Genomic DNA, 22347 nt, shown 5'->3' on the forward strand with positions numbered 1-22347 from the left:
AGTTTTCGAACTCAGCAAGCCAATAACCTGTCGGAATGCTATAACCCACAACAGCCCAATCCGATTGTTTGCTGCTGCGATGAACGGATGGCGGCTTTCAGGATGATGCGAAGATGAAGTGAATGACTGCTCTGTTGGCGGTAGCGGACAAATCCTGTGTCTCACACTGTCTTATGCGCGCAAAAAATGGACAGGCGTGACAATAGGTTAGACCGGCACAAAGCGCGCATGCTGCCGGTCATAACAAAATGCAGTCACCGTCCCGTCGCTGATCCTAGCGACGAGTTCGTCAATGGCGTTCAGCGGTACAAGGAACCACTCGCGCGGCTGCACAGTCTTGCCGAACCGGTCACCAGCAGAGAGATCAAGGCGCGCAGGACCGAGAGCGCGGTGGATCAACCCTTCGAGTTTGCTGCGATTGATGTTGTAGAGTTTGTACTCGGCCACGACCTCGACATCGGCGAGCAGAAATGTCGGGTCATTGCGCGCATTGGCGATCCGGCTCGCAACAGATTGGCCCGTGACCCCGATCTTGTGAATCAGTTCGCGGTGCTGGTGGACGTAAGGGTGGGCTGACTTGCTCCGCAGAACGTAAATCGTGCCGCTGGCAAGGTCATCGGGTTCGGCGGTGTCGCCGAACAGCGGGCCGGCACTGACCTCCGTAATGCGGCGCGCAGATTCGTCGCGGTAAAGTGCCTTCTGGAAGGAACGTGATAGGACGGTCGCCTCGGTGCCGTTGTCGTAGATGACACGGACACGGCGATCCTTGCGCTCATACTGGGTGACAAAATCTTCGGTCGAACCGGCGATGTAGGCAAGCTGCCCGCCAACTATGAAGAAGTTACTGGGCTGGATTTCGGCCAGGGTGACCTCGGTCTGATCCAGCACCTTGGCCTGCCGGGCACCCGCCTTGAGGTCGATCTGGACCCGCTCGAACAGGCCCTTGAACTCCGCGAAATCCTTGCACGGTTCTCGGTTGGCGATCTCTTCGGCTGCCCGCTTCTCCGCGCGCGACGAGACATGGCGAAGCTGGGTAATATCATTTCCAGAACCGCTCGCAATGCCAAGTTCGGCGAGCAAGGCATCGTCGTCAAGCGCTGCCGGAGCCGCTACGGGGGTAGCTCCGTCGAGAATGCCGTCGGTATCAAGCGGCGCGAGCAAGTTACGCGCCTCCGGCATGCCGCGAAGCTGGTCGAGGCGCACTGCATAGAGCCGCTCGAAGATGTCTCGGTCATCGCCATGCTGGGGCAGTCGGCCCTGCTCGGCAACGAACCGCTGAATGTGCTCGAACCCAGCGACAATCCGTTCCTGCAGAGGCGTCAGCGCGCGCTGCACCTCGGGCGTCATGTCGACGCCGAGTTCCGCCAGCAATTCGAGGTCGCTCAGTTCAGCCATCGGCGCCGGCCTTTGCGGCATGGCGCTGGAGGAAGGCAATCCCCTCGGCCATCTTGCGCTCCCAGGCATCCTGCGAGGTCAGCGAGGGCAGCCGGCCGCGCTCGCGCTTGAACTCCAGTGCGCGCTCGGCGAGCGCGCGGGCGTCCTCGTAGGTCAGCTTGTCCTTCTTGGCATTGATCACCGCCTGCACCTGGAGGAGCGTGGCCTCGTCCATTGCCTTGGCCATGACGGCGATGGTGGCATCGAACGGATTGACGTGATCGATGAGGTCAATGTCGAGGTCTGTGACGCTGAGCGCGAACTTGCGCACGCCGTCGATGAATGCCGTGTTTGCCTTGATCTCGCCGTCGACGACATCGCCTGCGATCATCGCCTTGGCCTGCTGCGTCACGGTCATCGCGGCAATGGCGTGCTGGCGCACGGCTTCCTGATCCTCGGCGCCGAGCTCGGGGTATTTCTCGCGAATGATCTTGCCCATCTTCAGCTGGGTCAGCTCTTCGGGCACCACGTCGGGGTCGAACATGCCGCGTTCGACCACGGTTTTGTCCTGCACGAAGCTGGCGATCACTTCGTTCAGGTCCTCGCGGCATATGCGGGTCGCCTCGATGCTGGTCGGCAGCTTCAGGCCCTTGATCTCGAAATGCATCTGGCCCTGGGCGTTAACCCCGACGTTGGCCTCGCCCTCCTTGTAGCCGTCCTCTCCATAGTCGAAGCCCGGCTTCGGCCCTGCGTCCTTCGGGGTGAACTCGAAGCGCGGTGCCAGGACCTGCTCCATTAGCAGGCTGGCCGCGATCGCCTTCAGGTAATCGTTGATTGCATCGACCACGAGCGGATCGTCGGCGGCCGGCTCGGCAATCAAGTTGGTAAAGCGGGCGCGCGTTTTCCCCGGAGCATCACGAGTTGCACGGCCGATGATCTGGATGATCTCGGTAAGGCTCGAACGATAGCCGACGGTCAGCGCATGCTCGCACCAAATCCAGTCGAATCCTTCCTTGGCCATGCCGAGCGCGATGATGATGTCGACGAAATCGCGGTTGGTCCGGGCTTCGGGCGATTTGAGCGAAGCTACAACCTTGTCGCGCTTCGCGGCATCGTCGTCGACCAGATCGGCGACCTTGATGATCCCGCCGGCGGCCGTGCGCAGAAGGTGAAAGCCAGTCTCGGGATCGATCCCGTGCCAGTCGCCTAGGTGGTTCATGATGTCCTCGGCCTCGCGGTGCTTGTCCTTGAGGCTCTCGCGCGAATTTACCGAGGGAATGTGGACAATGGTCTTCACCGTCGGATCGAGCAGTGCCGAGATCTTGTCGGTGTAGCGGCCAAAGTAGAAGCTGTAGCCGATGTCGAGCACTTTCAGGTGCTCGTAGCCATTGAGCTGCTCGTAGTAGGTGTAGGTGACCGTCTCGAACTTCGCCTCGTCCTCAGGCGCGAGCACGGGGATGGCATCGCCACGGAAGTAGCTCCCGGTCATGGCCACGATGTGCGCCTTGTCGCGCGCGATCAGCTGAGCAAGCTGCGCACCGAGCCGGTTGCCGGCGTCGGCCGAGACATGGTGGAACTCGTCGATGGCGATGACGGTGTCGTCGAAAGCTCCAACGCCGAGGTCGTCAAACGCGAAGCGGAAGGTAGCGTGGGTGCAGACCAGTACGCGCTCGTCGCCGGCCAGGAACTCGCCGACTGCCTTGACCTTAGACTTGGCAACCTTCGGGTCATCGGCACCGGGTGTGTTGCACAGGTTCCACTGCGGCGCGACCACCCAGTCCGCCCAGAAACCATGCTTGCTCAACAGTTCGCTGGCAAAGCTCGCCCCGATCGAGCGCTCCGGCACGCAGACGATCGCCTTCTTAACGCCCTGGTTTGTCAGCTTGTCGAGCGCGATGAACATGAGCGCTCGGGACTTGCCCGAAGCTGGTGGCGACTTGATGAGCAGGTACTGCTCACCGCGCTTGTCATAGGCGCGGGCTTGCATCGGCCGCATGCCGAGCTCGTTTGCCTTGGCCGTTGCACCGGTGCCGGCGGGGCGGAAGGTGACCGTGGGGATGATATCGCCGTTTGCCATTGAGTTCAGGCCGCCTTCTTGCCGGTCATCTTGGTATAGAGTTCGAACAGCTTCTCGAGCCGCTCGGTGTCGTTTCGGAACTTGCGTCCGATATAGATTCGCTCCAGCACCTCGTCATTGCGTTCATGCGCGTGCCGCAGGTTGTCGGGCATCTTCTCGGGGTCGTAAAGCTCGGCAATCGTCTTGGGGAAATGGGCTTCACGCGCCAGCAGGATGCCCTCCGCGCAGCGAGTGAGGTCGGCCTTGTTCTGTTCGGTTAGCTTCGGAACCGGGAAGGTATTCCAGCCCATGGTGTTGGAATACCGGAAGTCGGTCTTCATTTTGCCGCAGACGGCACCCACCCAAACCAAATGCAGCCTCGAGGCCACAACCGAAAGGTTCCAAATGGGCGCGTCATAGATGGCAAGAGCGAGGTTGGACACGCGCACGTCCGGCGGCATCAATCCGCACGGCAAGTATTCGCGACGCTCGGACGAGACGCTTGGCACCACGATAGTGTTGTTCTTGCCGGTGATCGTGCGCTCGAACTTGTGGGGCGTATCGAGACCAGCACGCCCACGCTCGCTGCCGTTTAAGCGATATTCTCTGATCTTTTCAAGCCGTTCCGCGATCGGAGGGATCGAGTATGCAAGATCAGCCTGATCATCCGAGATCCAGAGGCAGTATCGCTGCAGGCCATTGATGAACTCAGCCGAGCCTACGATGGGCCGGATCAGAGGCTTTGCCTCCGGGTAATCGTCGAGGAGGGTCCGGGCCTCGTCGGTCGACAACAAGAGGTTGCCCTGGTCCCGCGGGATGTTGCCGCCGAACATCACGCCCAGCTCGGAAATGGGCTCCGATGCCCTCGCCACGATGACGGTATCGCCCGGCGAGAGATAGGGGTTGATGTTGGCGACCTCTTTTCGGGCTGCGTCAGAGTAGATGAACTTCTTGCGCTCCTGGGCATCTGCCACGCCTACGATAATACAGGTCACCTGCGCGTTTCGCGCTGCGTTGTTGCCCCACATGAAGTTCTCGTGCGCGAAGAAAATGGCTTGACCGTTGGCGAATATCTTCGGCCAGATCAGCGGAACCTGAACCCCTTGGCATATCGAGTTGGTGGACACGAAGGCGAAGCGTCCTCCGTTCTTGATGTAGTCCGAAGCCTTCCAGAACCAGCCGGCGATATAATCGACTGCCCGCACTTCCTGCTTGCCGGATTTGAATGTCCGGAGATCGTCCTTCTGCTCCTTGGTCTGGTATTTGTCCCCGATGTAAGGAGGGTTGCCGCAGATGTAGGTCTCTCCACCCTCGTTTTCGAAATCGATCTCGGATTGGTCCAGCGGCGTTCCGAACAGATCGTCTGCCTGCATCCGAACGCCGGTGCCGTTCGGCGGACAAAGGGCAAGCCAATCGAGCCGCAGGGCATTGCCGTTGGTGATCCAGTTCTGGCTGTCCAAGGGGAGAAAATCAGCGAGCGCCTCTTTCTGGCCTCGGTAGATCACGTCGCATTGGAACTCGGCGATGATCAGAGCCAGACGCGCAATCTCGGCAGGGAAATCGCGCAGTTCAATGCCTCGAAAGTTGGTCAGCGGGATGGCAGACTTGCGGTAAGCCTCACCACGTCGCACGTTGATCTCGGCCTCGATCTCCCGCATTTGCTTGTAGGAGATGACCAGGAAGTTGCCCGAACCGCATGCCGGATCGAATACGCGGATGCGCGCCATCCGGTTGCGCAGATTGAGCAGTTTGCGGGCGTTGTCGCCCGCCTCTTCAAGCGCCGCCCGCAGGTCGTCGAGAAAAAGCGGGTTCAGCACCTTCAGGATGTTCGGCACGCTCGTGTAGTGCATGCCGAGCGCCCCGCGCTCCTCGTCGTCTGCGACCGCCTGGATCATGCTGCCAAAGATGTCGGGGTTGATCTTTTTCCAGTTCAGGTTGCCGATCTGGATAAGGTACGACCGGGCGATACGGCTGAAGCGCGGCACATCGGTGCTGCCGGAAAACAGCTGCCCGTTGACGTAAGGAAACACATCCGCCCAGCGCGGAGTGCCGGCTGCCTTGCGATACCGATCGTCCAGCTTGCCATCGTGCCGCGTGGGCGTGTCCATTGCCTGAAAGATTTGGCCGATGACCTCATGCGTGTTGCTCGAATTCCGCTCACTCATCTTCTCGACGGTGCGGGTGAACAGGCCCTCGCCATTGAAGATGTCGGTGTCCTCGGCGAAGAAGCAGAAGATTAGCCGGGCCATGAAGTGGTTCATGTCGGCCCGGCGCTCGGCTGTGGCCCAATCGGGATTGTCCTTCAGCAACTCGACGTAAAGCTTGTTGAGCCGGCTCGTCGCCCGGATGTCGAACGTGCTCTCGCGGATCTGCTTGACGGTGGTGATACCGGCGAGGGGCAGGAACAGGCCGAAGTGGTTGGGAAAGTCGGCGAAGGTACAGGCGACGGTTTCACCCGAGTTGAGGTCTTCCGCCTGGAAATCCGTCCCGTCAGTAGCGAGGATAAATTTGGCTTTTGAGGACGCCGTTTTCTGGCTTTCGCGAAGCGCCTTGAGCGTCTGGTCGACGGTTCCCGGATCGCAGGTTGCAATATGAATGTTGCTGCGCTGAAGAACACCACCCGGCAAGTCCGACGCATTCGAGGCGCCGCTGCGCAGTTTCTTGAGCGTCGTGGCCTTGTTTCCAAAGGCCTCAAGGAACGCAAACGGAAACTCCGCCCGGTCAAAGGTGTGCTCTGCTAACTCCGAAATTGCCTGTTCGATCTCAACCGCGTTCATGGTCCTTAACTAGGACGTCAACGTGGGTGAGAACAAGCTGAGATACACAGGTGCCTTTCACATTTGCTATTCTACATTCTGATCGGCAGACCGAACAGATCCCTGGAACTGTCAGATGCATTCCCCTCGCTAGCGCGGAGAATTTGCAGATATTTTGAGCGAGTGCATAGGTTTTATCTAACCATAAGGGTTGATAGGCTGCGCTGCGAATCGGGAGCCGAAGCGATATCGATTCCTGCTTTGGGAATTGAACCCATTTTGAATTCTGTTCTGATGGACCGATTGATGGAATGGCCTAAACTTTAGGCGAAATTACAATGCAATATCAATTCACTACGCCATCAATTCGATTCCGGCTCGGCCTCCAGAATTTCGCTTTTCATTCTCACATCGCGTTGCCGGCGGCGTTCATCGCATCCTCGAACGTGTCGGGCAGCGGCGGCTGGACCGGCTTGTCGCAGTCCATTTCCTTCATATGCGCGCGCAGCATGTCCATGCGATCCAAATTCCACCGCGCCAGCGGCACGCCGAGCGGACGAAAATCGGCGCGCTCGAACAGTTCGACGACATAGGATCGGCAGAGCGCGTCGAGCTGATCGATGGTCAGCATGCCGAGGTTCATGACCATCGGCCGCCCCGGCACGCCGTCACGCCCGCGCACCAGGTCGGTGACGTAGAGGCCGCCGCGCGGATCGACCAGCACCACGTCCGCCTCGCTCGAATCGATCAGGCGATGGCTGGCGGCATAGGGCGCGACGAAGGCGTGGGTGCGCCAGACCAGATAGGCGCTGGACAGAGCGGTGATCGCGAGGCCGATCATGAGCGGGCGCATTGCGTCCTTCGGCCGGAAACGCGCCCAGCCGAGGCCGGCAAGCAGGCAGAAGGGGCCGATGAAGCCGTGGGCGTAGCGGAACCCCCAGCCATAGCCCTGCGCCAGCGCCAGCGCGCATCCCGCAAGGCACCCAAGCGCCAAGGGTAGCGCGATCTCCTGCCCCCGGATCATCGCGCGCTTGTCCATCGCCGCGATGCCGAGCGCGGCGAGCGGCACCATGAGGATATTGTTCCACGCGACATAACGGCTGATGTTGACCAGCGGCTGCCACCGGTCGCCCAGCCGCTCGAACAGGCTGCCGACCTTGTCCGCTACTCCTGCCGAAGGGCGAATGTCGGCCGGCGCGCCCAGCGCGTGGAGCAGGAATCCGGGCCACAGCTTCGCCCACAAGATGACGATCGCCACCAGAGTCAGCGCATGAAAGGCCGCGACCGTCCAGCGCCGCGCCAGCAGCATCCACAGGATGAAGGGCGCGATGAAGATGGGCGGGAAATGCCATTGGTGCAGCCCGGCGGCGATCAGCGCGACGAGGCCCGCGCTCGCATGGCCGATCACGCCGCCGCGCAGCACCAGCGCCAGCCACACCATGTTGAGCGCGAAATGCCCCGTCATCGCATAGGGGGTCATCGCCGTAATCCAGAGCTGGCTGGACGAGCATCCAAGCAGCACCGTGACCCAGACCGCATCGGGGCGGTCCGGCATCAGCCTTGCCGCCACCCGCCAGAGCGCGAACAGCCCCGCCATGAGCAGCGCCGGCCCCGCCAGATTGGGATCGCCCAATTGCCAGAAAAGGGCCTGGATGGCGCTGTTGACCGGCAGATAGGCCGCCGTCCAATAATCCGCCGCGCCGAAGGGGGAGAAGAATTCGGGCATGATCGCCCGGCGATAGGGTTCCCATTCGACCGGGATCGGCCGCGCGAACAGCCCTTCGCGCATATAGGCGGCTGCGAAGCGGGCCACTTCCTCGTCACGGCTGATCGAATAATCCTGGAACAGCGCATAATGGCCGGCCCAGGCCGCCATGCCCATCAGCACGATCAACGGCACGACGATGCGCGCGGTCGGGCGGGGCAGTGCGAACCCCTTCCCTTCCGCCCAGGGCGCGGCCAGCGCCAGCAGCAGCAGCGACCCCAGCAGGGCCGGGAAATCCTGGTCCAGCAGCAGGATCACCGCCAGGCTGATGCCCTGCCGGTAGGTCACGTGCCACAGGAATGTCGCGCCCAGCCACAGCGCCAGCCCGATCGCGCCCGCCAGGAACAGGCGGCGCGCATCGAGGAAGGCGCGGCCCGATGCCATGGCTCAGTCCCTCACCAGCGTCCGGTTGACGAAAATCCCGTCCATCTCGACCAGCAGCGGGAAATGGCCCTTGTTGTTGGCGAAGAAAGCGGAGGGAACGAAGCCGCGCGCTTCAAGCCACTCGATCATCGCGCGATAGCCGGTGCCGCCTTCATAGATGGGACGCACCCCCAATTCGGTCTGGACGCCCAGCATGTCGGGAAGCGCGTCGCCCGCCCCTTCGCAAACCGACAGGTCATGCCCCTGCGTGTCCATCTTAAGGAACGGCCGCGCAAAGCCATGCGCCGCGCGCAGCTCAGGTAGCAGCGTGTCGAGCCGGCGGCACTGCATCTCCACCGTCCTGGTTATCTTGTTCCGATCGGCGAAGATCGCGTCCTGCGCGCCCGACGGGCGCTTGAGCGAGCTGAACTGGTCGGCGGCCATGATATTGAAGCTGGCGGTGCCGTCGAAATCCGACAGCGCCATGTTGAAGGTGTGCCAGCGCGGGTCGCCCGCGGCGCGCCGTGCCAGCTCGGCATGCACATCGGGGTTGGGCTCGAACGAGAGGATCAGCCCCTTATAGTCCACATCCTTCCGCAGCATCGTCGCATATTGGCCGCGATTGGCGCCGACATCGAACAGGCAATCGACGGCGAAGGCCGACAGGAAGCGCCTGAGCGCCTGCACCTCGGGATATTGATGCACCCGGCCCGCCGCCGCCAGCTTCATCGCCAGCAGCCGGTCGCCCAGTTCGCGGCGATAGCGGTTCATGCGCGCCCGGCCAGCACGGTTTCGTAGATGCCGATCGTCGCCACCGCCATGTCCTTCCAGCTTCCCATCGCCTCTCCATAGGCGCGCGCCGCCGCGCCATAGCTCTGCCTGATGGCGGCGCTTTCGATCAGCGGCAAGAGGGCGTCGGCCAGGCGGGCCGCATTTCCGGCCTCGGCGCGGACCGCCGCGCCTTTGGGTAGCGACCCGAACATGCCGGCGTCGGACGTGACCATCGCCTTGCCATGGTGCAGCGCCGACAGAAACGCTCCGCTCGAATCGATCTTGCGATAGGGGAAGGCGATCATGTCGGCGCGCGCCATATGGGCGTCGAGCCGGCCTTCGGTCAGGAATCCGAAGTCGGTCCGCAACCGATCGCCGAAGCCCGCAGCGCGCACCGCCTCGACCAGCGGCGCGATGTCCATGAAAGGCTTGCCCGCCAGCACCAGTTCGAAATCATGGCCATCCCGCCACAGCTTCAGGCACGCCTCGATCAGCAGATCGACGCCTTTATAGTGCCGGATCGTGCCGAAGAAGAGCAGTCGCGACCGCACCGCCACCGGCACCGCCGCCAGATCGTCCGCACTCGCCTGCGCCAGCCGCATCGGGGGATGCGGCGTCACATGAATGCGCGCGGCGGCGACGCCCTGCCGAAGCAGCGTGTCGCGTGTCACCTCGCCATGCACGATCAGCGCATCGAACCGGTCGAGCAGCGCGCGATAGCCGCGCCCCTGCACCCCGGCATCGTCATGATAAGCGTCCGCATTGTGCACCGTATGCACCAGCGCCGCCCGCCCCTTCAACCGCCGCAGCATCAGCGCGTCGGCCGGCGCGAGCGGGAGCCACTGGATGTGGACGACATCCGCCCCGGTCAGCGGCGTCAGATCGCCCAGCGCGCAGGCCCAGCCATAGTCCGCAGCCTTGGCGGCCCGAAACGCCGCCCCCTCCCCGATCCGTGCGCGCAGCGCCTCGCTCCAGCGGAAGAAGTGCGGGGCATAAGCATAGCCTTTCGGCACGATCGCATCGGTTCCCCGCATCGGCCGCCCGATCAGGGACACCCCCGCGCCCTCGCTTGCCAGCGCCGCGCACAGGCTGTCGTCATAGCGCCCGGTGAAGAGCGAGGGATCGACCATCGCGACTTTCATCCCTGTGTCAGTCCCCGCAGCGCCAGAGCGTGCAGCGCAGCGACGCCCGCGAGCGTCGCGGCATAGAGCGCCAGGAAGCCGACATCGAACCGCGTGGGCCACAGTATTGCGGCCAAAGGCGCGCTCGCCAGCGATCCGGCAAGGAAGGGCAGCGACCGCCGCAGCAGCATCCCGAACCGGCCCAGCGCCGCCTGGACATAGACCGACACGCACAGGATGGTGAGCGCGCCCAGCGCCGCGACGATCAGCCACAGGTCGATGGCGCTGATCGCCGCGCGGCCGTCGAACAGGATCGAAAACAGCCGATCGCCCGCGACCAGCAACACCGCCGCCAGCCCGCCGCCGAACAGCAGCGAAGCGGCCAACGCCCGCCCCAGCAATTGCCGCAGCCGTGCCGTCTCGCCCGCATGATAGGCGCGGGTGATGCGCGGCAGGGCTGCCTCGACCACCGCGCGCACCAGCATCGACAGCGCCCGCGCCATCTTGAAGAAGAAGTCGAAGATCAGCATCGGCCGCGCGTCGCCGCTCGCAGCCGCAATCGTGAAATAGGGCGCGTTATAGGCGATGATGTCCGAAGCAGTGAACGCCGCCGACGCGCCGATATCGCGCAAATAATGCGCCCGCACATGCCCGCCCCCGACGCGAAACGCCATCCAGTGCCGGCCGCGCATGTCGAGCCGCCGGTGGACGTGCGCGATGGCATAGCCGATCGCGACGAGGCTCACCGCCAGTTGCAGCACCACCGACAGGCGCGGGTCCATGCCCGCCAGGATCGCCATCAGGAGCGCGATCGTCACCACCCTCCGCCCGCAATCCAGCGCTTCCCAGAGAAAATTGCCGTCCACCGCCGCCAGGGCACGCTTGGCGAGCAGCGCAGGCAGGTTGAGGCAGGCCGACAGGAAGAAGAGCAGGAACAGGAGCGGCATCCCCGTTGCCATCAATCCCGCCGCCAGCGCGCCGATCAGGATCGCGGTCGCGCAGACCATAAGCAGGGCGAGGAACAGGAACAGCACGCCCATCTCCTCCAGCCGGAAGCCGCTCTCCCCAGCGTCGCTTCCGAGCCAGTGCCGCCGCAGCCGTGCGTAGATGATGCTGGTCAGGCCGAACTCGGCCGAGATCGTGAAATTTCCGAATGCGACCAGCAGCAGGAAGGACTGGAACTCGTCGATCGGCAGCACCCGCACGAACACGAAGGTGACGGCGAAGCCCCAGACCAGCACCAAAGCGACATTGGCGAGCTTCACCAGCGCCAACATCCGGGCGGACCCCTCCAGCCGCGCAAGGCGGCTCATCGTGGCCTGGTCGCCCGGAACAGCCGGTCGTCGAGCGCGTAGAAATGGCGCGTGTCGGGGTCTATCGTAGCGGCGTCGATTTCTTCCAGATCAAAGCCCGCCGCGCGGATGCGGTCGGCGAAGTCGGGGCCATATTGGCGCACATGGTCCCATTGGCCGAAGCGCCGCTCGCGCTCGCGCGGGGACATCGCAAAGCTGCCGTCCTGGGTGGGCTTGTCCCACAGGGGCACGATCAGCCACGCCTCGCCGCCGGGCTTGAGCGCGCGGAAGATGTTGCGGAGCACGGCCGCGTCGTCAGGCACATGCTCCATGACATGGCTGGCGTAGAACAGGTCGTAGCGTTCCACCGCGTCCAGCGCCATCAGGTCCACGCGCCGCATTCCCGGCACGGCGTAAATACCCGGGAAGAGGTCCGCCGGCACATAATCCGCCGCGATGGAAAAGCGGCGCACCAGGCTCGCTTCGTTGGGCGCCATATGGAGGATCGCGCCTTTTGCCGGCACGGTGAGCCGCCCGTCGCCGATCAGCCAGTTCATCAGCCTTTCGCGCGGCGATGCGCCGCACTCGGGGCAACCCCATTCGCGGTTGTCGCCATAGCGGAAGAAGCCGACCACCGTCGCTCCGCACGCCGGGCAACCACGGTTCCGACGCGCGCCGAGAGCCTTGCGGACCTTGAGCGCCGCTTTGGTCAGATGCTTGCCGGCGGCCTTCGCCACCCGCTGAACCGTAATCACCCTGGCGCTCCATGCCGGACCCGTCGAAGCGGGCGCTATACTATAAGCGCCGCGATATGCGAGGGGGTTGTGCGCGTCATGCCAGCAGTTCGCGCACCAGCGCGGGCACCAATTCGCTCGCCCGACCCAGCCGCGTCTCTTCGAAATAATAGCTGCCGGCCGAAGGATCGAGATTCAGTTCCAGCGTGCGCGCGCCATGGTGCCGCGCCGTCTGCACAAAGCCGGCGGCCGGATAGACCGCGCCCGACGTGCCGATCGACACGAACAGGTCGGCATGGACCAGCGCCGCGTCGATCGCCTCCATTTGATAAGGCATCTCGCCGAAGAAGACGATGTCGGGCCGCAGCGCCGGCCGGCCGCACCCGTCGCATACCGAGCCTGGCGGCATCGCCCCGTCCCACGCCCGCGCCTTGCCGCAGGCCGCGCAGAGCGCCGATTTGAGTTCGCCGTGCATGTGGATCAGCCGCGTCGCCCCGGCCCGTTCGTGCAGATCATCGACATTCTGCGTCACGATCAGCAGGTCGCCGCCCCACGCCCGATCCAGCGCCGCCAGCGCCTCATGCGCCGGGTTGGGCGAAACCGCCGCCAGCTTCGCCCGCCGCTCGTCGTAGAAGCGATGCACGAGGTCCGCGTCGCGCGCCAAAGCCTCTGGCGTGCAGACGTCCTCAACCCGGTGCCCCTCCCACAAGCCATCCGGCCCGCGAAAGGTCGCGAGGCCGCTTTCCGCGCTGATGCCGGCGCCGGTCAGGATGACGATGGAGTCGATATCATGGATCATGACGCTGTTCCTAACCCGTTGCGAAGCCAAGGGGAATGGGCGAGAACGCCCTTAGCATGTCGCCTTTCCTCATGAACGGGCAAAGATCGGGCAACAGGGCAGAACTACATCCGCCGCGACGACCGCGCAGCAAAGCACGGCGTCCCACAAGCAGGAGACTATGCATGACCATGCTCATTGCCCTCGCGGCCGCCGCCGCGACCCACAGCGTCACCATCGAGCATCACGGCCAGACCATCGGGGCGACCTATGTCGCGCGGGCGGAGACCAGCGCGCGCACCGTCGGCGCGAAGACCGGCGCGCGGATGAACGGGCAGCGCTGCCATTGGACGGTCGCGGTGATGGTCGACCGCCGGCTCGATCACGGCCCGGCCCACGCCCGCACGATCGCCACCGACCAGCGCTTTTCCGGCAACGACGCAGGCGCCTGTACCGGCGATCGCGAGCGCGGGGCGGCGATCCTGGCGCGGCATCGCGATGCCATCGCGCAACGGATCGTCGCGATTGCACAAGCGGATCGCGCGCCTCTGCTCGCCGAGCTGGATTCGGCGCGTGCGCTTGCGGTCAACTGATCGCCTGATGGAGGCGGCATGGCTGGGGGCGCTGCTGCTCGCCGGCCATGCCGCACCCGCCGCGGCGCAGGCGAGCGGCCCGAGCATCACTGTCGATCTGCTGAGCGACGATCGCCGGCGAGGATTGAGCTGGAGCGACGGCGACCCGGCGCTTCGCGCGGCCGTTTCCGTGCCCATGGCGGACGGCCTCAGCCTCGACGGCGTGGCGACGACTTTGCGGGGCAGCCCCCGGCATGGCAGCGCTGATGTCGCGGCCGATCTCGGTGCGACCTTTACGCGACATTTGGGCGGCTGGCGGCTGAGTGTGGACGGGCGCTACCATCTCTTCCCCGGCGCATCGCATCAGGGCTATGGCGAAGTCGGCGCGACGGCAGGCGTCACGCTCGGCCCGGCCAGCTTCGACCTCTCCGCTCATTATGCGCCGCGCCAGTCGGCGATCGGCGGCGACCTGCTATACCTGTCGGCCGGCGCGTCGGCCGCGATACCGGGCACAGCGCTCACTCTGTCGGGCCATGTCGGCCGGTCCACGGGCGACACGCGCGATCCGGTCCGCGCCGCGCGCTTGCGACCCGCAGGGAATTATTGGGACCATGGCGTTGCTCTGGACTGGTATCGCGGCAGATGGTCGGCCGGGCTGCGCTACGCCGACACCGACATTGCCGCGCCGGGCAGAGCCCAAGCCGGCGCGACGCTGGTGGGGCGGGTCGGCGTCTCCTTCTGACGCCGCCTGTCCCGTTGCTCTTGTCCGTGCTATGGAGAGGATGGAAGGGGACCGCCATGCCTGTCGAACTCACCATCCTTGCCTGGAGCATGATCCTGCTCCTCGTCCACATCTTCGCCGCCGCGCACGTCAAGACCAAGCAATATGGCCCCAAATGGAATATGGGCGCGCGCGACGAGAGCCTGCCGCCGCTGAACCCGCTCGCTGGTCGGCTGGTGCGGGCACAGGCGAACTATATGGAGACGCTGCCGATCGCGATCGTCGCCCTGATCGGGGTCGTGCTGGCGGGACGGAGCAGCGAATGGACTGCGATGGGCGGCTGGATCTGGCTGGGCGCGCGGATCGTCTATTTGCCGCTCTATGGATTCGGGGTGCCGGTGGTACGGACGATCATCTATCTGGCGAGCCTGGTCGGCCTGCTCATCGCGCTCTGGCCGCTACTGGGGCTTTAGCCCGCCAGCACCAGATTGATGAGGTCGGCGGACGATACCCCCGCCGACCGCAGGAAGCCCTGATAATAGTCGCACCCCTCGCGCGCCAGCAGCCCCAGCTGCTCTTCTGTCTCCACCCCTTCCGCGATGACCCTGAGGCCCAGCGACTTCGCCATGTGGATGACCCCGCGCACGATGATGCGATCGCGCGCGGTGCCGGCGATATCCTGCGCCAGCCCGCTGTCGATCTTGAGATAATCGAGCGGCAGGCTCTTCAGATAAGCGAGGCTGGAATAGCCCGTGCCGAAATCGTCGATCGCGACCGCCAGCCCCTCCGCCCGCAGCGCCGCCAGCAGAGCGCCCGCCGCCGCGACATCCTCAATGAGGCCGCTCTCGGTGATCTCGACGGTGAGCCGCGACCGGGGAAAGCCGCTGCCGTCCACCAGCCCCAGCAGGCTCTTCAAAAATCCTGGCTGCGCGATGTCCGCCGCCGTCAGGTTGATCGACAGCCGCAGGTCGGCGAGCGCGCGCGGCCATGCCGCCGCCTGCCGCAGCGCCTCGGCCTGGATATGCGCCGACAGCGGCAGCATATAGTCGGACCGCTCGGCCGTGGCGAACAATATGCCAGCGCCCAGCGGCCCGTAATGCGGGTGATTCCAGCGCGCGAGCGCCTCCACGCCGCTGATTTTATCCGTATCGACCGGATATTGAGGCTGGAACACGATGCCGATCTCACCCCGGTCGAGCGCGAGGCGCAGGTCGGTTTCCAGCCGATCGGCGTCCACCTGCCGGCTGTGCCGATCGGCCGACAGGATGCGGATGCCCTCCCCGTCCGCCTGCCGCGCATCGGCAAGCGCCGTCCCGGCCCGTCGCAGCAACTGGGTCGCATCATCCTCCGACCGCGCCTGCGCGATGCCGCAGCGGGTGGTGAGCCGAATCAGATGATCGCCCGCGCTGAACGGCCGTCCGATCGCGCCGATCAGCTGACGCGCGAGGAAGGTCGCACGGTCGCTGCCCGCCGCTTCGCCGGTCAGCCCGACGAGAAATTCCGTCCCCGCGATCCGCGCGACCGTCGCGCCCGGCGCAACATCGTCGACCATTCGCTCGATCCGCCGCGCAATCCGCCCCAGCAGCGCGTCGCCCACCACCTGGCCATAGGCGGCATTCATCCGGTCGAACTGGCTGATCGACAGCAGCAGGATCGTCGTAGCGAGGCCCTGGCGCCGGTCGAGCCATTCCAGCGCCGCATGCCGCGATTGCAGCCCGGTCAGATAGTCGCGGCTCGCCCCGTCCCGCTCCTGCGCGTCGGACAGCCATTCGACGTCGGCGGCGATCCCGCTTTCTTCCAGTCGCAGATGATGGACCAGCCGCTGGTCCGGCCGATCGGGAAGCGCGTGGGCGAGCGCGGCAGCCCGCCCCGTCCGCCGCATCGCCTTAAGCGCCGTCAGCACGTTGCGGCGTTCCGTGCGGGGCAAGGCGCGCAGCATGGCCGACACCGCGACGATCGGCTGCTCCAGCCCCAGATGGCGCGCCAGCCCGTCGCTCAGCCGCAACCGCCCTTGCCCGCGCGGCAACGTCCAGTAAAGCGCGTCGCCGCGCCGGATGCGCTGCGCCCGCTGGCTTTGCTGCACTCCGCCGCCCAGCCGCTCGACCAGCCGGTGCGCCGAAGCGAGCGCCGCGCGCAGCGCCCCGTCCGTCACCGGCGCGATCAGATAATGCGTCGCGCCCGCCGCCAGCAGCGCCGGCACCCGATCCTCGGCCGCCGCGTCCACCAGCACGAGCAGCGCGCCCCCGCCCGCCTCCATCGCCGGCACCAGCAGTTCCAGCCAGCGCTTGGCGTCGCCGCTGCCGCGCAGATCGACCAGCGCCACCTGCGCCTCGCTGTGCAGGAAGCGCTGCGCCGCATCCCTTGCGCGCCGAGCGCCGATCGCGCGCCAGCCGACGCGTTGCGCGGCCTGGCTCAGCCCGTCGCGGTCACCCGGCGACAGGATGAACAGGCTGCGCTGGCTGTCCGCGCTCTGGTCTCCGCTTCCCAAATTCTCGTCCCCGGCCGCGCGCATCCCGCTGCCTTAGCAGCAAGCCGTTACCGACCTCTTGCATGCGCCGCAACCGGGGCGCTTGCGCCGACCCTGTCCATCGCCTAGCTAAACGCCATGGTTCCGGCCGATCCCCCGCGCAAGCAGATGACCGACGGCCTTGGCCGCCGGATCAGCTACCTGCGGATTTCGGTGACCGACCGGTGCGATCTGCGCTGCCGATACTGCATGGCGGAACAAATGCAGTTCCTGCCGAAAAATCAGGTGCTAACGCTGGAGGAGATCGCGCTCCTTGCCGACCTGTTCGTGGCGCGCGGCATCACCCGCATCCGCCTGACCGGCGGCGAGCCGCTGGTGCGGCGCGATATCGGCGACCTGGTGCGCCGCATCGGCCGGCATATCGGCCATGGGCTCGAAGAGCTTACGCTCACCACCAACGGCACGCGCCTGACCGACCATGCCGACATGCTGGCGGAGGCCGGCGTGCGACGGATCAATGTCAGCCTTGACAGTCGCGATCCTGACCGCTTCGCCCATGTGACGCGCGGTGGCCGCGTCGATCAGGTGATAGCGGGCCTGGACGCGGCGAAGGCGGCAGGGCTTGCGATCAAGATCAACATGGTCGCGCTGCGCGGGATCAACGACGACGAAATCCTCGACATGCTGCGCTGGTGCGACGCGCAGGACTTCGACCTGACGCTGATCGAGACCATGCCGCTCGGCGAAACAGGCGAGGACCGCACCGACCATTATCTGCCACTTACCGAAGTCGCCGACACGATCGGCCGGCATCATGCGCTCCGCCCCATCCCCCACCGCACCGGCGGCCCGGCGCGCTATCATGCGGTCGAGGGTATGGGCGTGAAGCTCGGACTCATCACCCCCCTCACCCGCAATTTCTGCGCCGACTGCAACCGCATCCGCATGACCTGCGAGGGCAAGATCTTCATGTGCCTGGGCCATGAGGACCATGTCGATTTCAAGGCGGCGCTACGGTCCGGCGGCCTTTCCGCCGTCGAGCCGCTGATCGACCGCGCCCTGCGCCTGAAGCCCGCCGCCCATGATTTCCGCATCGGCGCGGGCGAAGCCGCCGCCACCCGGCGCCATATGAGCGTCACCGGCGGATGAGCAGCGAACCGCGGCGCGCGCTCGTCGCGTCCCCGACCCAGGCCGCGCGCGCGGCAGAGGAAAGGCTGCGCGCCACCTACGACTTCGTGCCGCCCGACCAGGCCGACATGATCGTCGCGCTGGGCGGCGATGGCTTCATGCTCCAGACGCTGCACGCCATGCTGGAGCGGCGCCGCATCCTGCCAGTGTTCGGCATGAACCTTGGCACGGTCGGCTTTCTGATGAACGAATGGCGGCTTGAACGGCTCGACCAGCGGCTGGAAAGCGCCAAGAGCTTCAAGGTCAATCCGCTGCGCATGACCGTCGACACCGTCGATGGCGAGCAATTTTCGATCCCCGCGATCAACGAAGTGTCGCTGCTGCGCGAAACGCGACAGACCGCCAAGCTGGAAGTCGAGGTGAACGGCCGCGTCGTCCTGCCCGAACTGGTATGCGACGGGGTGCTGGTGGCAACCCCGGCGGGATCGACCGCCTATAATCTGTCGGCACACGGCCCGATCCTGCCGCTGGGATCGGCGCTGGTCGCGCTGACGCCGATCAGCCCGTTCCGCCCCCGCCGCTGGCGCGGCGCGATCCTGCCGGAAAACACCGCCATCCGCTTCACCGTGCTCGATCCGGTCAAGCGCCCGGTCAGCGCCGTTGCCGACCAGCGCGAAGTGCGCGACGTGGCGCAGGTCGCGGTCGGCATCGACCGCGCAACCGCTCTGACGCTGCTTTTCGACCCTGAACACACGCTCGACGACCGCATCGCCGCCGAGCAGTTCATCGCGTAATTTTTTCCGTGAATTGCCGCTTGCCATCTTCGGAAACCCGCTGCTATAGGCGCGGCCTGCCCAGCGGAAGCGGGGCTGCTCCCCGATAGCTCAGCGGTAGAGCATTCGACTGTTAATCGAATGGCCGTAGGTTCGAATCCTACTCGGGGAGCCAAATAATATTAGGCGGATTTTCTGCCCGTTCGGGGGTTCCTGACCGGCATCCGAACCGAAGCTTTTTTCAAGCATCCCAAAAAGGTTCGTTGAACTCGACCGCCAGTCCCCCCTTGCCCAAGAGCTGCTCGAAACCAACAGATTGAGAACCGCATTTTTTGCGTTTGGGGGCTATATGCTAAACCTCTTGAGGGCCTTCCGGCCCAACTCCAGCAATGCATAGAGCTAGAATTTCCCGCCACGCTCGACCACCTGTGGCGCCCAGGCGTCGTTTGTCTGCTCCGCCCATGGGAAGGTCTTGAGCGAGGCGATCGTTCCGCGATCGGTCCAGTTGACCATGTCGGTCGAACTTTAGAGCAGCCAGTCTCGCATCTTGAAACCGGTGGCATCATCCTCGTCATGGCTGGTGTACAGATAGGCGACGCCATCATGCACCAGGGAGGCTGGATCGGCGGTGAAGCGGGTCTGAATGATCGGCGGGCCAAGCTGGGCGCTGACCGGCAGCGTCACGGCGATGCCGGAAAGCACCGCAAGGCCCGCCCGCAACGGTAGAAGCGACTGTTTCATCAGAACTGCACCTTCATGGCTTTGCCGGTATAGGTGATCATCTTGCTCGCCGGCAGCATGTCCATGCCGCCTTGTCCCACGCTGTTCATCAGCACGAGCCTGAGGTCGCGGCGCGGCGTCATTCCGGGGAAGCTTCCCCGACACGCACCCACGGTCAACGTCTTCGCCGCATCATTCCAGACCAGATCATAGGTGGCGCGTGCGCCCTTCTCGTAGGCGTAGGTTTCGTTGTCGTCCTCATAGAGGGTGAAGCGCCCGTCCGCGCCGGGATAGATACGAACCTCATAGGCCGCGCCCGGGTTCTGCGTTGCATATTGCACATTGGGTCCCATCGGCACGATCGATCCCGCCCGCACATAGAGCGGGATCAGATCGAGTGGCGCCTGCCGTGTCACGCGTCGACCGCCATCATAGCGCTCATTTGTCCAGAAGTCGTACCATCTCCCGCCTTCAGGCAAGTAGGTTTCGATGCTCTCGTCAAGCGCCGGTTTGGGTCCGGTAATCGCCTGCCGCTCGCTGGGACGACGCCAGGCAAGGCGGAGCACGCGGTTGCCATCTATCTGGTAATAGTCAATCCCGACCTTGACCGCCTGTCCCTTGCGCAGCGAGACAAGGGCGCCCTTGTAGCGCGCGGAACCAGCTGCCCAGTCCTCAACGACTTTCTTGCCATCCAGCGTCAGCCGAAAGCCGTCATTGCCCTCCAGCCCGATCTCATATTCGCCATCCTCGGGCGCGACGATCGTTCCGTCCCATTTTGCCGAGAAATGCTGGAGGTTGGCAAGCCCTACGGGAATTTCCGCCAGCGGCGGATCGGGCCAAGTGTGATCGACCTTCAGATCGACGAAGCGGCTCTTGGGCGTCTGGAAATTCTCGCCCTCGAAATACTGGCCCGCAAGCCCCGGCTGGCCGTCGGGTGTGCGCAGAAATTCCGCTGGGATCGTCACGGCGGGCGGCGGCAGGATGTTGTACATCGCGCGGGTTACCGGATGGACCAGGATCGCGGGGCCAAACATGAAACTGTCGTCGATCCTGGCGGTCGTGCGATCGTCCGGGAAATCCATCATCAGCGGACGCATCAGCGTATAGCTGTCCGACGTCACCTTCGCGCTCAGGCTGTAGATATAGGGGAGCAGCCGGTAGCGCAGCTGCGTCGACTTAAGGAGCGAGGCATAGACGGCCGGGTCTGTCGCCTTGAACAGATAAGGCTCGCGCTCGACGTTGGTGCCGTGGATGCGCATGATCGGGTTGAACGCCGAAAACTGCAGCCATCGCGCGTAAAGTTCGCGCCAGGCGGGGTTCTTCTCACCACCCGGAAAGTCCGCAACGAAGAAGCCGCCCGTATCCTGCGTCCAGTAGGGATTGCCCGTCACGGTCACGTTGACGCCGTCCGCCACCTGCTGCTTCAGCGTCTTCCAGCTCGAATAGATGTCCCCGCTCCACGAAGCCGCCGCCGTGCGTTGCGCGCCCGCCCATCCCGACCGGGTGAGCGTGAACACGCGCCTGTCGCTGGTCGCCCGCTGCCCTTCATAGGTGCCCTGCGTCGTCAGCAGAGAATAGGGATTGAGGTAGCGGGTGAAATCGCCGAGCGCGTTTTTGCCCAGTGCCTTTGTGTCGCGGATATTGTCCTGCGCATTCCACATCGCGCTCGACACTTCGATCTCGGTGCCGTCCATCCACAGCGCATCGACGCCCTTGTCGAGCAGCCCCGACTTGATGTGCCTGAAATAGATTTGCCGGCCCAGTGGGCTGTAGGCGTCATAGACGCGCGCGTGCTTGGATATCCAATGCAGCGGCTCGAACCGCAGACCGTGGCTATCCAGTTCCTTCGCCAGCACCGTATCGTTGCCGATGGAGGGCCAGATCGACACCATCAGCTTCATGTGCAAATCGTGCACGTCGCGCGCCATACCGGCGGGATCGGGATAGCGCGTGAGATCCCAGGTCATCCCGCTCCAGCTGCCGTCCTTGTCCGAACCCCAATATTGCCAGTCCTGGACGATATAATCGAGCGGGAAGCCGTCCTTGCGGAAACTGCGAGCGACATCGAGCAACTGTGCTTGGGTCTTGTACCGCTCCTTGCTCATGAACAGGCCGAACGCCTGCTTGGGGTACATCGGGGCTTGGCCGGTCAGGGCGCGATAGGCCCCGACAACCGCGTCGGGCGTCTCGCCCGCCATGAAATAATAGTCCACGCCGCCGGGCGCGCTTTCCGCCCACATCGACGCCCCATCGGCGTCATCCTTGAACCGCATCTGCGCATAGCTGTCCCAAAGCACACCATAGCGGCGCGAGGACATAAGCACCGGAATGATGATGCCGACATTGGTCTGGACGAGCAGCAGGTCCTTGCCCCGGCGATTGGTCGTATCGGTGCCGTTGAAGCCCAGACCGTAGATTGCCTCGTCCGGTCGGAGGGTGAAGCTGTTGCTGGCCTCCAGCGTGGGCGCGCCGGATATCATCATCTTCTTCAGCGTCTGGGGCGCTGCGGCATTTTCCTCAGTATAGAGCTTCCCAGTGGCGTCGTAGAAGCGCAGGGCGCCGTTCGCCTTGCTAACCTCGACGCGCAGCTTCGCGCTCCTGATCGTCAGCGTGTCCGCGGTCTCCGAAATGGTGAAGACGACTGACTGCGGTTTGGCGATGACGGCCAGGCTGGGCGCGGTCCAGTAGTTCTCGCCGAGAGTTGCGTTCACGCGAAGCGCTTCCGGACCGTAGAAGATCAGGTTCTTCGTGACCGCTCCGACACGGATTTGAACCCCCTGGGCCAGGCGCGTGAAGGCGAAGCCATTCGCCGGGCCCGGCAGCACGTTTTGAAGGTGACCCCGTGCATCCAGGCCCGTGGAATCAGAGGGCGCAGCATGTGCGCTATCAAGCGCTAGCGCGGGAGCAATGACCAATCCGATGAGCGACAACGCCGCCCTCAGCCTATTTCGATATT

Annotated in this window: 17 protein-coding genes and 1 tRNA gene; 6 read left to right on the forward strand and 12 right to left on the reverse strand. The window is 64.5% G+C overall.

Annotation, left to right across the window (positions count from 1 at the left end):
• Positions 1-207: 207 nt before the first annotated feature.
• The 9 genes from ACETPF_RS00990 to ACETPF_RS01030 all read right to left on the reverse strand — a co-directional run bounded on the left by ACETPF_RS00990 (position 208) and on the right by ACETPF_RS01030 (position 13031).
• The gene (locus tag ACETPF_RS00990; protein ID WP_373932402.1) at positions 208-1395 is read right to left on the reverse strand and encodes a GIY-YIG nuclease family protein; all 1188 of its coding nucleotides are present in this window, start codon (positions 1393-1395) and stop codon (positions 208-210) included.
• On the reverse strand, positions 1388-3451 hold the full coding sequence (locus tag ACETPF_RS00995; RefSeq protein ID WP_373932403.1) for a DEAD/DEAH box helicase: 2064 nt from the start codon (positions 3449-3451) through the stop codon (positions 1388-1390). Before ACETPF_RS00995 ends, ACETPF_RS00990 begins: the two co-directional genes overlap by 8 nt.
• Before the next feature lie 5 nt (positions 3452-3456).
• The gene (locus tag ACETPF_RS01000) at positions 3457-6207 is read right to left on the reverse strand and encodes a class I SAM-dependent DNA methyltransferase (protein ID WP_373932404.1); all 2751 of its coding nucleotides are present in this window, start codon (positions 6205-6207) and stop codon (positions 3457-3459) included.
• Between the two features lie 385 nt (positions 6208-6592).
• Positions 6593-8335 carry an MFS transporter gene (locus tag ACETPF_RS01005; RefSeq protein WP_373932405.1) on the reverse strand — a complete coding sequence of 581 codons (1743 nt, stop codon included), beginning with the start codon at positions 8333-8335 and terminating at the stop codon, positions 6593-6595.
• A gap of 3 nt (positions 8336-8338) precedes the next feature.
• Positions 8339-9085 carry an FkbM family methyltransferase gene (locus ACETPF_RS01010; RefSeq protein WP_373932406.1) on the reverse strand — a complete coding sequence of 249 codons (747 nt, stop codon included), beginning with the start codon at positions 9083-9085 and terminating at the stop codon, positions 8339-8341.
• On the reverse strand, positions 9082-10227 hold the full coding sequence (locus ACETPF_RS01015; RefSeq protein WP_373932407.1) for a glycosyltransferase family 4 protein: 1146 nt from the start codon (positions 10225-10227) through the stop codon (positions 9082-9084). The genes ACETPF_RS01010 and ACETPF_RS01015 overlap by 4 nt, the downstream gene beginning before the upstream one ends.
• Complete coding sequence (locus tag ACETPF_RS01020) at positions 10224-11519, reverse strand: MATE family efflux transporter (protein WP_373932408.1); 1296 nt, start codon at positions 11517-11519, stop codon at positions 10224-10226. The genes ACETPF_RS01015 and ACETPF_RS01020 overlap by 4 nt, the downstream gene beginning before the upstream one ends.
• Positions 11516-12253: a class I SAM-dependent methyltransferase gene (locus ACETPF_RS01025; protein WP_373932409.1), complete on the reverse strand. Its 738-nt coding sequence runs from the start codon at positions 12251-12253 to the stop codon at positions 11516-11518. Before ACETPF_RS01025 ends, ACETPF_RS01020 begins: the two co-directional genes overlap by 4 nt.
• Positions 12254-12329: 76 nt before the next feature.
• Positions 12330-13031: an NAD-dependent deacylase gene (locus ACETPF_RS01030; protein WP_373932410.1), complete on the reverse strand. Its 702-nt coding sequence runs from the start codon at positions 13029-13031 to the stop codon at positions 12330-12332.
• Positions 13032-13195: 164 nt separating this feature from the next.
• Between ACETPF_RS01030 and ACETPF_RS01035 the strand changes: the two genes are divergently transcribed.
• The 3 genes from ACETPF_RS01035 to ACETPF_RS01045 are packed head-to-tail and all read left to right on the forward strand — an operon-like array spanning position 13196 to position 14776.
• Positions 13196-13603: a hypothetical protein gene (locus ACETPF_RS01035; RefSeq protein ID WP_373932411.1), complete on the forward strand. Its 408-nt coding sequence runs from the start codon at positions 13196-13198 to the stop codon at positions 13601-13603.
• Complete coding sequence (locus ACETPF_RS01040) at positions 13590-14324, forward strand: TorF family putative porin (protein ID WP_373932412.1); 735 nt, start codon at positions 13590-13592, stop codon at positions 14322-14324. The genes ACETPF_RS01035 and ACETPF_RS01040 overlap by 14 nt, the downstream gene beginning before the upstream one ends.
• A 56-nt stretch (positions 14325-14380) precedes the next feature.
• Entirely contained in the window at positions 14381-14776 is a 396-nt protein-coding gene (locus ACETPF_RS01045) for an MAPEG family protein (RefSeq protein ID WP_373932413.1), read from the forward strand.
• On the opposite strand, the gene ACETPF_RS01050 is transcribed toward ACETPF_RS01045, so the two are convergent.
• On the reverse strand, positions 14773-16815 hold the full coding sequence (locus ACETPF_RS01050) for a putative bifunctional diguanylate cyclase/phosphodiesterase (RefSeq protein ID WP_373932414.1): 2043 nt from the start codon (positions 16813-16815) through the stop codon (positions 14773-14775). The two genes, ACETPF_RS01045 and ACETPF_RS01050, sit on opposite strands and share 4 nt — an antisense overlap.
• Positions 16816-16908: 93 nt before the next feature.
• On the opposite strand from ACETPF_RS01050, the gene moaA reads away from it, so the two are divergent.
• The 3 genes from moaA (at position 16909) to ACETPF_RS01065 (ending at position 18846) form a co-directional block, all read left to right on the forward strand.
• Positions 16909-17919 carry a GTP 3',8-cyclase MoaA gene (gene moaA, locus ACETPF_RS01055; RefSeq protein ID WP_373932415.1) on the forward strand — a complete coding sequence of 337 codons (1011 nt, stop codon included), beginning with the start codon at positions 16909-16911 and terminating at the stop codon, positions 17917-17919.
• A complete protein-coding gene (locus ACETPF_RS01060) occupies positions 17916-18692 on the forward strand; it encodes an NAD kinase (protein WP_373932416.1) in 777 nt (258 codons plus the stop codon). Before moaA ends, ACETPF_RS01060 begins: the two co-directional genes overlap by 4 nt.
• A gap of 79 nt (positions 18693-18771) precedes the next feature.
• Positions 18772-18846: transfer RNA gene (locus ACETPF_RS01065), tRNA-Asn, on the forward strand.
• Positions 18847-19196: 350 nt separating this feature from the next.
• Here ACETPF_RS01065 and ACETPF_RS01070 read toward each other — a convergent pair.
• Positions 19197-19412: a hypothetical protein gene (locus tag ACETPF_RS01070; protein WP_373932417.1), complete on the reverse strand. Its 216-nt coding sequence runs from the start codon at positions 19410-19412 to the stop codon at positions 19197-19199.
• Complete coding sequence (locus tag ACETPF_RS01075; protein WP_373932418.1) at positions 19412-22216, reverse strand: TIM-barrel domain-containing protein; 2805 nt, start codon at positions 22214-22216, stop codon at positions 19412-19414. Before ACETPF_RS01075 ends, ACETPF_RS01070 begins: the two co-directional genes overlap by 1 nt.
• Positions 22217-22347 lie beyond the last annotated feature (131 nt).

The organism is Sphingobium agrisoli (assembly GCF_041877245.1).
Taxonomy (GTDB): domain Bacteria; phylum Pseudomonadota; class Alphaproteobacteria; order Sphingomonadales; family Sphingomonadaceae; genus Sphingobium.